Raw genomic sequence first — 11,961 nt, 5'->3', positions numbered from 1 at the left:
TTCGCTTGACGAAATCTTTCTGTCAAGAGTATAACTGTACCGTACGGTTTAGTTATAAGGTTGTCTAATGTGAAAAAATCTATTCAAAGGAACAAACACATAAATAAGAGTGTTCCTTTTTTTGCCCTAACTTTGATCAGCGCCGCGCTATTGGCGGGCTGCTCGGTCTCGAAAAATGAAAACTTGCCTGAAATTTCGCAAGCCAATGAGTATGCGTTTCAGCAAAGTCTGCCTGTGACAGAAAATATGGCGTGGCCGACTCAGGACTGGTGGTATCGCTATCAAGATCCTCAGTTAAACCAACTTATCAATGACGCTTTTAAAGGTGCGCCAAGTTTGAAAATGGCTGAAGCCAGACTGAAAAATGCACAGGGTATTGCACAGCAAGCAGGCGCAAGTCGCTCGGTTAATGTGGGATTAGCCGCTAGCGCTTCTGAAACAAAAGTGAGCTACCGATATCAGACAGCAACGCCGCCTCACGGTTGGAATGACTACGGAACATTGACTCTTAACTTTCAATACGATTTTGATTTTTGGGGTAAGAATCGTGCATCGGTTGCGGCGGCAACTTCTGAACTCGCAGCAGCTGAAGCCGAAGCTGTATCTGCACGTTTGATGTTAGCGACAGCGGTCTCAAATGCCTATGCGGAATTGTCTCGTTTGTATGCGAATAAGCATACGGTAGAAACCGCGTTGGACATTCGCCATAAAACTCTAGAACTATTGACTAAGCGTTATGAAAACGGCTTAGAAACGCTGGGGTCAGTCAATCAAGCAAAAGCGATTGCCGCGAACGTTGAAGCTGAGATGTTGGGTATTAACGAATCTATAGCATTGCAGAAGAATGCGCTTGCGGCATTGGTTGGGCAAGGTCCGGACAAAGCTTTGACCATTTCTGAACCAAGCATTCAGTTGGATGCTCGATACGGTTTACCGCAAGAAGCTGGTGTTGGCTTGCTTGGGCATCGAGCAGACATTACAGCCGCTCGCTGGCGCGCTGAGGCTGCAGCACAACGAGTCGGTATTGCGGAAGCGATGTACTACCCAGATCTCAGTATTTCGGCATTTATCGGTTATCAGGCTTTTGGTCTCAATGATTTATTTGAGAGCGGAAATGATGCCGGCAGCATAGGTCCAGCTCTGTATTTGCCGTTGTTTACGGGGGGTCGCCTTGATGGGCAACTCACCTCAGCAGAAGCGCGTTATGAAGAAGCCGTAAGTGGCTACAACGCGACTCTTACTCAGGCTCTGCATGAAGTAGCGGACGTCGTGACCAGCACTCAAGCACTTGATGCTCGTATTGCGAAAACGCAAGAAGCGGTGGATGCAGCAGAACAAGCATTGAAGATCGCTTCGAACCGCTATCAGGGTGGTTTGGCAACTTACCTAGATGTACTTGTTGCTGAAGAGTCGCTACTCAATAACCAACGAGCGTTGGTGAACTTACAGTCTCGCGCATTCAGTCTTGATCTTGCTCTTATCCACGCTTTAGGCGGAGGTTTTAAAGACGATAGCCTTCAAACCACAGAGTCTTAATTTTTAAAAGGTTTCTATTCATGAGTTCAAATCCATCACAAAACGACGCTGTAGAATTCGATGCGTCTGGTGCAAACAAATCACGTAAAAAAGGGTTCTTAGCGTTAGCTGCGGCGATCATATTTGCAGGGGGCAGCTATGGTGCTTACTGGTACTTAGTGGGTTCGCGTTATATTTCTACCGATAACGCATACACCGCAGCGGAAATAGCCGAAGTGACTCCTGCTATTGGCGGCATTATTGCCAGCGTGAACGTAGTGGACACACAGTACGTCAACAAAGGTGAAGTACTGGTACAAATCGAAGATACAGACGCGCAAATTGCAGTAGACCAAGCGCAAGCAAACTTGGCTTTAGCAGAGCGCCGAGTACGTAGTTATCTGGCTAATGACGAAGGTCTTAATGCTCAGGTTGCTGCGCAAAAATCCAATGAAGCGCGTGCTAAAGCTCAGCTAAACGCAGCAAAAGCTGACTTTGAACGAGCAAAAATTGATTTAACGCGTCGTGAAGACTTGGTTCGTTCAGGCTCTGTGTCTGGTGAAGAACTATCAAATGCAAGAACGGCATTTGAGCAATCTCAGGCAAACTTAAACGCAGCTAAAGCGTTTTTAGCTCAGGCTCAGGCAAATCGCTTATCCACCATTGGTGCGCAAAAGGCGAACGCAGCAATGACAGACAACACTACCGTTGAAAACAACCCAGAAGTACTGGCAGCAAAAGCGCGTCTTCATCAGGCACAAATCAATCTAGAACGTACTGTTATTCGTGCTCCTATCAGCGGCATTGTTGCAAAACGTCAAGTTCAGGTTGGTCGTCAGGTGCAAATGGGTACGCCTTTAATGACAGTCGTTCCGGTGCAGAACATTTATGTGGATGCCAATTTTAAAGAAGTTGAACTAAGTGAAGTGAAAATTGGTTTACCAGTATCAATTACCGCTGATCTTTACGGTGATGAAGTCACTTATCATGGTGTGGTTGCGGGTGTTTCTGGTGGAACGGGTTCAGCGTTTTCAATGATTCCAGCGCAAAACGCAACAGGTAACTGGATTAAAGTGGTTCAACGTCTTCCTGTTCGTATTGAATTAGATCCGGAAGATTTGCAAGCTCACCCGCTGCAAGTTGGTCTATCAATGCAAGTCACGATTGATACTAAAGCGGATGTGAACAAGCAAACCATCGCTCAATACCGTGCATCTAAGCTCTCTGAACAAGGTTAAGGTGAATCATGAGTCATTCATCAGACAATGACATCAAGCCTTTGACTGGTGGAGCGCTGTTCATCGGCGCTCTGTGTCTGGCAATGGCGAACTTTCTTGCCATTCTGGATACCACCATTGCGAATGTCTCTGTTTCAAGTATTGCGGGCAGTTTAGGCACTTCAACCAGTCAAGGTACGTATGTGATTACCTCTTATGCGGTGGCAGAGGCGATTTCAGTTCCCTTGACCGGATGGCTATCAAGACGTTTTGGTTCAATTCGCGTATTTGTAACCTGTTTCGCTCTGTTTGGTGTGTTCTCAGTGTTTTGTGGCTTAGCAACCAGTATGACGATGCTGGTCACTTTCCGCGTATTTTCGGGTTTAGTGGGTGGGCCGCTGATGCCTTTATCGCAAACGTTGATGATGCGGATCTTCCCCAAAAATAAGAGCCATGCTGCTATCGGCATATGGAGTATGACCACACTTGTTGCACCAATCATGGGACCGATTTTGGGCGGTGTCTTGTGTGATCAATTTAGCTGGCCTTACATCTTCTTTGTCAAAACTCCTTTCGCTATTGTTGCCGCAATACTTTGCTGGAAATTGCTCAAGCAGTTTGAAACCAAAACAGTACGTTCGAAAATCGACAAAGTGGGTTTGGCACTGTTGGTGGTATGGGTAGCCGCTCTGCAAATTATGCTGGATGAAGGTAAAGACCACGATTGGTTTGAATCAAGCCGTATTGTCATTTTGGCGGTCATCGCTGCCATTGGTTTTGTCGCCTTCTTAATTTGGGAACTGACAGAGCGTGACCCTGTCGTTGACCTGAAGGTGTTCCGCCATCGTGGATACAGTATGAGTATGCTGACGCTATCTCTTGCTTTTGGCGCGTTCTTCAGTATCTCGGTTATTACACCCTTGTGGCTACAAATCTATATGGGGTATACCGCAACCATATCCGGTTACGCCACCGCAACTATGGGTGTTCTGGCCGTATTCCTTGCGCCAATTATCGCGAACTTGTCGTCTAAATTTGATCCAAGACCGTTCGTGTTTGCCGGGGTAATGTGGTTAGGGCTTTGGACCTTCTTACGCAGTTTTGGCAGCTTAGATATGACTTTTGAACAAGTTAGTTATCCCATGTTCCTGCAAGGTATTGGTATGCCGTTGTTCTTTGTTCCACTGACTGCTATTGCTCTGGGATGTGTAAAACCCAGTGAGATGGAATCAGCTGCTGGTTTAATGAACTTCATTCGTACTTTGTCAGGTGCATTTGCGACTTCGATGATCAATACCTCATGGGAACGTCAGACTCGGTATGTCCATGCGGAGCTGGCAGGTTTAACCGACAGAGCAGGTGTGGCGACTCAAGCGATGCAAAGTTCAGGCATGGGAATAGGGCAGGTTCGTTCTTCGATGGACTGGCTACTGCAAAAGCAAAGTGTCATGGTGGCAACCAATCAGTTGTTTATGGTCATCGCTGTTATTTTTGCTGTCGCAGCATGCATTATCTGGTTTGCCCCTAAACCAAAGCACGCGGTTGATCCAAGCGCTGCACATTAATACTTAAAGATTTGACCTTTAATCCACGGGCTAAAGCGAAGAGATGGAACTCTTTTTTGCTGACGCCCTTTTTTATAATCATTAAATGATAATTATTATCATTGGTGATATTTTTGTGCGACAATAGCGCCACTCTGTTTTCTCATTTGTAGCAAGTCATGAATCGTTCCAGCGCCTCTTTTCAACGTGTTTGCAAACTGCTTAACTACATTCACTCCAATATGGAGCGAGCATTCAGTCTGGAAGAGTTAGCGCAGCAAAGTTGTTGGTCTCGCTGGCAGTTGCAACGAGTGTTTCAAAGTGAAACGGGATTATCCGTTGCTCACTATGTTCGAGAAATTAAGCTGAGTGCAGCCGCAGAATCGTTATTAGCTGGTTCTGAACGCGTTATAGATATCGCGATTGGGCTTGGTTTCAATTCAGAAATGAGTTTTAGCCGTGCATTTAAACAGCATTTTGGTGTAAGTCCTCGTTCATATCGAAAACAAGGTAAGCGATATGGGTTGAGAAAACCTTTGTTGACGCCAATCTCCCTGCCAACGGAAAACCTGCTAGAAACAGAAACTGCACTACAGCTGATTGAAGTGAGAGTCGAAACAACCAGCGACTTTGATTGCTATGGTGTGATGGGGGAGATTCGCGGCCTATTCTCGCCGGAACCCAACTTTTCGCAGCAAGTTCCTAAGCTTTGGGCTCGTTTATACGAGAGCTTTCCTGATGTTAAACAATATCCCCTCACCGGTGTGGTTGACGTTACCGGAGCAAGCTCCAATGGTCATCGCCTTCGTTATTTAGCGGGTGTGACTGAAAGGCTGCCTAGTTCAGAGATCCTTATCGAGAAATTAATAATACCCACTCAAACTTACGCTGTGATTAAACACAAAGGCCCGATTTCGGGCCTCGCTCAAACCTTGGAGTGGTTTATTTTTCATTGGTTACCTCAGTCTGATTATCGAGGTGAAGACGGATTTGAACTTGAACGTTACCCACAAGGTTATGACTGCCAAGACCATGATGCAGAGATGGAATACTGGTTGCCTGTTTCGCCAGTAACTGGTTTATGAGCGACAAAATCTCCAGTTCAGCCCTCATAAGATGCTCCAAATTGTTAACTTTTTCCCTGCTGTGATGAGTAAGATGCAAATGATATTTATTCTTATAAAGAAAGCAGGGTATTTGAAACATTATGTACAGACAAAAACAAATCCATTTTTCGCCGATAGCTTTGGCTTTATTAGCGGCTTTTTGTTCTCCGTTGAGTTTTGCTCAAGATCAGAGTTCAGAATCTGTCGAAACTGTTACCGTTCTCGGTCAGACTTATCGAAATACAGCGACCAAAACCGCATTAGAGGCGGAAGAAACGCCGCAAGCTATTTCAGTTATTGAAAGCGAAGAACTCGAACAGCGTGGTGTAACTTCTTTAGGTCAGGCGCTGCGTTACTCGTCAGGTGTTGTGACCGAAACCAAAGGCGGCGCGGTCACCATGTACGATAACTTCTACATTCGTGGTTTTCGTATCGATCAAACCTATTACGATGGTTTGGTCCTCCAATATCTGAAAGGCTGGAACTTGCAGCCACAAATCGACCCGATTGCGATTCAAAGAGTGGAAGTGTTCAAAGGGCCAACATCCGTACTTTATGGCTCTATGCCGCCGGGCGGCATGATCAATACCATTGCAAAGTCACCGCAAAGCCAGAAACACACAGAGGTATCTGCTTCCACAGGTTCGCGTAACCTAACACAAGCGGCTTTAGATACCACAGGGCAGTTTGGCGACAGCAGCGTCTCTTATCGTTTGATTGCAAAAGCTCGCAAGCAAGATGGTCAGGTGGACGGCACCGAGGAAGAGCGTTACTTGGTAGCCCCTTCGATTGATTGGCAAGCAACGGAAAATACGCTGATTAATCTTAATATGTATTATCAGAAGGATCCGGCGATGGGGATGAACTCCTCACTTCCTTTGGCGGCGATAACGAATGGCTCAACATCGCCTTCCACCTATGCTGGGGACAATAATTGGAGCCATTTCGAACGAGAAATCATGATGCTTGGCTACAAAATTCAGCATCGATTCAATGATGATTGGGGCTTTCTACAAAATTTACGTTATACGGATGCTTCACTCTCTCAGGAAAACACTTACCACTCCGCTTCTGGGTTTAATCAAACGACCGGAACCTTAAGCCGTAATATCTATACCACAGATGAAGATTATCAAGGCTTAGTGGTGGATAACCAGCTATCTGGGGTTGTCCGTTGGGGAAGTGTGGAACATAACCTGCTATTTGGTTTGGATTATCAAACACTGAGTGGTGATTCCGCTTATAAAGAGTACTCAACCAGTGACAGCGGTTTTTATCAATTCAATATCTACAATACCAATAACAGTTTGCTGAATCGTTCTAATGTCAGTGAAGTTTATGCTGGTAACGATCAAGTGTCAGTCGATCAGCTAGGTGCGTATTTTCAAGATCAACTGCGCTGGAACCAATGGGTATTTATCGCTGGTGGTCGCTTTGACAACTATAAAGGTATCAATAACTTTTCAGGAAGCAATACCCAAGCAGACCATAACGAGTTCTCTTACCGTGTAGGCGCTTTATACGAATTTGAGTCAGGCATTTCGCCGTTTGCCAACTTTGCCACCAGTTTCTCCCCTGTTGCTGGAGTCGATTCCAAGTTTGGTAAGCCGTTCGAACCCGAGGTTGGTGAGCAGGTTGAGCTAGGTGTTAAGTATCTTTCTGCTGATATGAGTCAACAATTGACAGCATCGCTGTATCGTATTGTCAAAAGCAATATGGTGGTTACAGACCCTTCATCTGCAACCTATCAAGATGAACTGCAAGTGGGTGAAGTGCGTTCACAAGGGTTTGAAGTCGAAGGTCGCTGGTGGTTGATGCCAAACTGGGATGTGGCAGCCAACTATACTTACGCGGATGTTGAAGTGACTGAAGACAGCGCAAATGGCCTACAGGGTACGACGCCTATTTATGTGCCAACACACAGTGCGAGCTTATGGTCGACCTACAACGTAGAACAAGGGACGTTGAATGGTTTGAGAATCAGTGCTGGCGGTCGTTATGTCGGGCAGATGAATATGGACGCAACCAATACTCAAGGCAAAGTGCCAAGCTACATAGTGGCTGACATGTCGATTGGCTATGACTTAGCACAACTTAGTGATTCTCTTACTGGCGCAAAAGCAGAACTTATCAGCAGTAACTTGTTTGATGAAGAGTATTACACTTGCTACGACAGCGCGAATTGCTGGTATGGTGCTGAGCGTACGATTGAATTAAAGGTCAACTATGAGTTTTAACCGAAGGAATTAATTCATTTTTTTACTAAACGCTCGACGAATGTCGGGCGTTTATGTTTTAACCTTTCCTTAACTACGGATGATTTAGTCTGCCATCAGTTAAAATGTTATTTGTAAATTAGATGCGCCGAACCGTTATACGATGGGTAGCTAAAATAGTATCCTTGGCGTTTTTGTTTCGGCATCGAACGGTAAAGTTGCGTTAGGAAGGTTAGGTTCGGCAAATGTTAAAGGCATTATTAGTAGAAGATGATTTGGATCTTGCTACGGCATTAATTGACTATATGTCATTGGAAGATATCGATTGTGACTACGCTTCCGATGGTCAGGTTGGCTACAACCTGATTATGTCTAATCGCTATGACGTTATTATTCTCGACCTTAACCTGCCTAAAGTTGAAGGTTTAGTGGTCTGCGAACGCATTCGCAACAATGGTATTGAAACGCCTGTTTTGATGCTGACTGCGCGAGATACTCTTGACGACAAACTGGAAGGATTCAGTCGCGGTGCGGATGACTATCTGGTGAAGCCGTTTGCAATGGAAGAACTGCTGGTTCGTATGCAGGTGCTAGCCAAACGTCGCAGTGGGCAAATTTCTAAACTGACGATTGACGATCTTGAACTGGATCTCAGCCATCGTCAGGCAACCAGAGCCGGAACGCTTCTTAAACTTTCTCCTATTGCTTTGAAAATTCTTGAAATATTGATGAGGGAGTACCCCTCAGGAGTCTCAAGAGAAAAAATCATTCATACGGTTTGGGGTGACGAACAACCGGACAGCAACAGTTTAAAAGTGCACATTTTCAACTTGAGAAAGCAAGTAGACCAGAATGATTGGGCTCCTTTAATTCAAACGATTCCGGGGTTTGGCTTTGCTATCAGTTCTCAGGATGCGTCATGAAAATTCGCCGTAGTCTAAAAATATTCATTGTCTGTACTATTATGGGGATGGCTACCATCACGGTTGTCGGTTTCTCTACGCTAACTGCGAGTTACTTTGAGAAAGGGTTAGACAGCGGACTGCGAATTAACATGCAGGAAATTGGCCGCTTTTCCTCTGTTGACGCGCCGAAAACCATTCTGGGTTTTCAAGTTGTTCGCCAATGGGAAGATGTCACACCCGAAATCCGACAAGTGTTTACTCAGCCAACTAAGCATTTGGATTTTAGTAAACGAGTTTATCGAGATAATTGGTATTCTGAACCGAATAGAGCCTTGTTTTTGCTTCGATACGAACGAGGTGAGAATGAAGTTCTCTATATCTCACGCATTATTGATGAAGTTGAAGCGGCGGATCTGAGCTCCCGTCTCAACAAAGATAAGCTCCCTCATTTGTGTCAGATTCTTGTTTACGCAGCGATAGCTTTAACTCTCTTCGCTGTGTGTATGTATTTTATCGGACAATTGGTTGCCAACCCTATAGAACGCTTAGCGAAATGGGCAAAAACGTTGACGCCTTGCCAACTTAATCGACCCTTGCCCGATTTCCAATATAACGAGCTCAATCGTTTGGCATTGATTGTGAAAAATAGCTTATCTTCGGTTGAAGAAACATTACACCGTGAACACAAGTTTCTTGCTCATGCTAGCCATGAACTGAGAACGCCGATTGCCGTGGTTCGCAGTAATACCGAGCTAATGGCGAAACTGGTCGATAAACCCAATTCGATTGAAAAGCAAAAAGAAGTGCTGGAACGCATATTGAGAGCGGGTGTCACTATGACCGATCTCTGCGATACCTTGCTGTGGCTCAACAGAGGGCGACACAACGAGTTGCAGCTGACGCAAGTCAACCTCGGTGAATTGATAAAGCAGTTGTGCCAAGATTTGAACTATCTGATTCGCGATAAAGACGTAAACGTTGAGGTAAGCCTGTCCGGCGGCGTATTTGAATTACCAGTCACCATGAGCCGTATCGTACTCAGCAACCTGATTCGAAATGCTTATCAACATACCTTGCGTGGCAGAGTGGTGATAGAGCAGGCTGGTTCACAAGTCATTATCATGAACCGAGACGAAAGTTGTGGTGATACTCAAAACCAACTTGGGTTTGGTTTAGGCCTTGAATTAACGAATAGAATCGTAAGTCATTATCAATGGGATTTTACGATTGAAGAGTTCACTGATGGCCGCGATGTTCGAATCAATTTTTCAACCAAGTAACAGCGTGATCCCTATTGCTAAAAGCGTTTGTTAGTAGCAAACTCCGCGCAATTAATATCGCTGTTGTTGCGTGGAGTTTCATTGAATGTTTGCTATCCCTCCTATGTTAATCACTATTGGCTTATTGCTCATCAGCAATGTCTTCATGACGTTCGCTTGGTATGCCCATCTGCGCGAATTGAGTCACAAGCCGTGGATTATTGCAGCCTTGCTAAGCTGGGAAATTGCGCTATTTGAGTATCTTTTTCAGGTACCGGCCAACCGTATTGGCTACACTGTATTAAATCTTGGGCAGTTGAAAATATTGCAGGAAGTGATCACGCTAACTGTGTTTGTTCCTTTTGCGCTTATCTACATGAAAGAACCCTTCAGAATGGATTTTGTGTGGGCAGGGCTTTGCTTGTTAGGCGCAGTGTTTTTTATCTTCCGTCCACAAATCATCGCAGCCCTTTCATAGTTATTCAGCCAGTCTGGACAAATAAAAATGCCCACTACAAACGTAGTGGGCAATGTAAAGCGTAATAATTGAGGGGGATTACGCTAACGCTTGGGTATTTTGTTTTGCTTTAGCACGCAAACCTAGAAGGATGGTCATACCGAATGCCACTGCAAATGAAATCGCCATGCCTACAACGTAGTAGCTAATCTTATCTGGTGAGATTGAGATAATACCCGGTAAACCCGCTGCACCTAGTGCTTGAGCTTTTACATTGAACAATGTGATAAATGCGCTCGATACTGCTGCGCCAGTGATGGCTGCAATAAACGGATAGCGTAGTTTAAGGTTCACACCAAACATCGCTGGTTCAGTAATACCAAGTAGAGCCGTAATGCCGGAAGGAACTGCTATGCCTTTTAGCTTGATATCTTTAGTGCTGAAACCAACCGCCAAAGCCGCTGCACCTTGTGCTACGTTAGACATTGCCGCGATAGGGAAGATGAACGTACCGCCAGTTACCGCAATATCTGCAAGAAGCTGAGTTTCGATTGCGATAAAGCTGTGGTGCATACCGGTAATTACGAATGGTGCATAGATGAAGCCAAACAGTGCGCCACCAACAAAACCTGCAGAATCGTATAGCCAGTTCAGACCATCACCAAGCATGAAACCAACATCACGAGTGATAGGGCCTACCAAAGTGAAAGTTAGGAAACCGGTGATGAAAATTGCCAACATAGGTGTAAGAAGGTTATCCAACACAGATGGAATAAACTTACGCAGGCCATTTTCAACTTTGGCAAGGATAAACGCTGACACCAGTACAGGTAGAACTGAACCTTGGTAACCTACTTTTTGAATTTCTAGACCAAGAATGTTCCAAGTCGGTACAGTTCCCGAAACCGATGCACTACCGAATCCCCAGCCATTGAGAAGATCTGGGTGAACCATCAACATACCAAGGGCTGCGCCAAGGAAAGGGTTACCGCCAAACTTACGAGAAGCTGAGAATGCTAGCAATACCGGAAGGTATACAAAAGGGGCGTTAGCAAAAGTGTTAATCATGCTAGCGAGATCAGCCAAACCTGGGTTTGCGTCAATCAGCGATTGTCCGTCTATAAACAGACCTTGCGCTGTTAATACGTTGAATAGACCCATTAACAGACCGCCAGCCACGATAGCAGGGATAATCGGAACAAAGATATCCGAAAGTCCTTTCACTGCACGTTGCACAATGTTTTGTTTATCTGCGCCAGCACTTGCCACATCACTGGTCGACATTTCTGTCATACCGGTTAGTTTTGCCATCTCTGCGTATACTTGGTTAACGATGCCAGAACCAAAGATAATCTGGTATTGACCAGCAACCTTAAATTGTCCTTTAACGCCTTCAAGCGATTCAATCGCAGCTTCATCGATAAGTGCATCGTCTTTTAGCGCTAAGCGTAAGCGTGTCGCACAATGTGCTAAAGCTTGGATATTGGCTTTACCACCCAAATGGTCGAGAAGCTGTTTTGCTATGACTGGATAGTCCATAACTCACCCCGTTTCATGTTAATAGTCAGTATAGATACCCGTCTCACTTGAAGTTGCATTTTCATCACCAGCTTTCGCTAGTCTTTCTGCAAGCCCGATTGACTGGGTAGGTTAAAAATTGGTTCTTAATTGTTATTTTGGGAACGTTTGCAATATTGATTCTTGTTAAAAAATTGCTCATGGTCAAAAGCAAACGGTGAATA

Annotated in this window: 9 protein-coding genes; 8 read left to right on the top strand and 1 reads right to left on the bottom strand. The window is 45.0% G+C overall.

What is annotated here, in order from left to right; genetic code table 11:
- The first annotated feature begins 69 nt into the window (after nucleotides 1-69).
- From L3V23_RS01635 to L3V23_RS01600, 8 genes are all read left to right on the top strand, one after another.
- Nucleotides 70-1,536 (top strand): efflux transporter outer membrane subunit, encoded by a 1,467-nt coding sequence (locus L3V23_RS01635; RefSeq protein ID WP_237291839.1) that lies wholly within the window; start codon nucleotides 70-72, stop codon nucleotides 1,534-1,536.
- Between the two features lie 20 nt (nucleotides 1,537-1,556).
- Nucleotides 1,557-2,753 (top strand): HlyD family secretion protein, encoded by a 1,197-nt coding sequence (locus L3V23_RS01630; protein WP_237291838.1) that lies wholly within the window; start codon nucleotides 1,557-1,559, stop codon nucleotides 2,751-2,753.
- An 8-nt stretch (nucleotides 2,754-2,761) separates the two neighbouring features.
- Entirely contained in the window at nucleotides 2,762-4,297 is a 1,536-nt protein-coding gene (gene vceB, locus L3V23_RS01625) for a multidrug efflux MFS transporter permease subunit VceB (RefSeq protein WP_237291837.1), read from the top strand.
- 158 nt (nucleotides 4,298-4,455) lie between these two features.
- Nucleotides 4,456-5,361, top strand: a complete 906-nt coding sequence (locus L3V23_RS01620) for a helix-turn-helix domain-containing protein (protein WP_042481744.1) — start codon at nucleotides 4,456-4,458, stop codon at nucleotides 5,359-5,361.
- A 122-nt stretch (nucleotides 5,362-5,483) separates the two neighbouring features.
- The gene (locus tag L3V23_RS01615; protein WP_237291836.1) at nucleotides 5,484-7,619 is read left to right on the top strand and encodes a TonB-dependent siderophore receptor; all 2,136 of its coding nucleotides are present in this window, start codon (nucleotides 5,484-5,486) and stop codon (nucleotides 7,617-7,619) included.
- A gap of 224 nt (nucleotides 7,620-7,843) precedes the next feature.
- Nucleotides 7,844-8,521, top strand: coding sequence for a response regulator transcription factor (locus L3V23_RS01610; protein WP_237291835.1), 678 nt, complete (start codon nucleotides 7,844-7,846; stop codon nucleotides 8,519-8,521).
- Nucleotides 8,518-9,783 carry a HAMP domain-containing sensor histidine kinase gene (locus tag L3V23_RS01605; protein WP_237291834.1) on the top strand — a complete coding sequence of 422 codons (1,266 nt, stop codon included), beginning with the start codon at nucleotides 8,518-8,520 and terminating at the stop codon, nucleotides 9,781-9,783. Before L3V23_RS01610 ends, L3V23_RS01605 begins: the two co-directional genes overlap by 4 nt.
- Nucleotides 9,784-9,877: 94 nt before the next feature.
- Nucleotides 9,878-10,240, top strand: a complete 363-nt coding sequence (locus tag L3V23_RS01600) for a DMT family protein (RefSeq protein WP_237291953.1) — start codon at nucleotides 9,878-9,880, stop codon at nucleotides 10,238-10,240.
- A 78-nt stretch (nucleotides 10,241-10,318) separates the two neighbouring features.
- Here L3V23_RS01600 and L3V23_RS01595 read toward each other — a convergent pair whose 3' ends face one another.
- Nucleotides 10,319-11,758: a sucrose-specific PTS transporter subunit IIBC gene (locus L3V23_RS01595; protein ID WP_042481754.1), complete on the bottom strand. Its 1,440-nt coding sequence runs from the start codon at nucleotides 11,756-11,758 to the stop codon at nucleotides 10,319-10,321.
- Nucleotides 11,759-11,961: the final 203 nt, after the last annotated feature.

The organism is Vibrio sp. A1-b2, assembly GCF_021726015.1.
GTDB lineage: Bacteria > Pseudomonadota > Gammaproteobacteria > Enterobacterales > Vibrionaceae > Vibrio > Vibrio diazotrophicus.
The sequence above is the reverse complement of the archived record's forward strand: the minus strand, read 5'-3'. Positions and strand labels throughout refer to the sequence as shown.

Bases quoted from the DNA above. Each gene is read 5' to 3' on its own strand.
- L3V23_RS01630 (WP_237291838.1), top strand. From the start codon at position 1,557: ATGAGTTCAAATCCATCACAAAACGACGCTGTAGAATTCGATGCGTCT.
- vceB (WP_237291837.1), top strand. From the start codon at position 2,762: ATGAGTCATTCATCAGACAATGACATCAAGCCTTTGACTGGTGGAGCG.
- L3V23_RS01620 (WP_042481744.1), top strand. From the start codon at position 4,456: ATGAATCGTTCCAGCGCCTCTTTTCAACGTGTTTGCAAACTGCTTAAC.
- L3V23_RS01615 (WP_237291836.1), top strand. From the start codon at position 5,484: ATGTACAGACAAAAACAAATCCATTTTTCGCCGATAGCTTTGGCTTTA.
- L3V23_RS01610 (WP_237291835.1), top strand. From the start codon at position 7,844: ATGTTAAAGGCATTATTAGTAGAAGATGATTTGGATCTTGCTACGGCA.
- L3V23_RS01605 (WP_237291834.1), top strand. From the start codon at position 8,518: ATGAAAATTCGCCGTAGTCTAAAAATATTCATTGTCTGTACTATTATG.
- L3V23_RS01595 (WP_042481754.1), bottom strand. From the start codon at position 11,758: ATGGACTATCCAGTCATAGCAAAACAGCTTCTCGACCATTTGGGTGGT.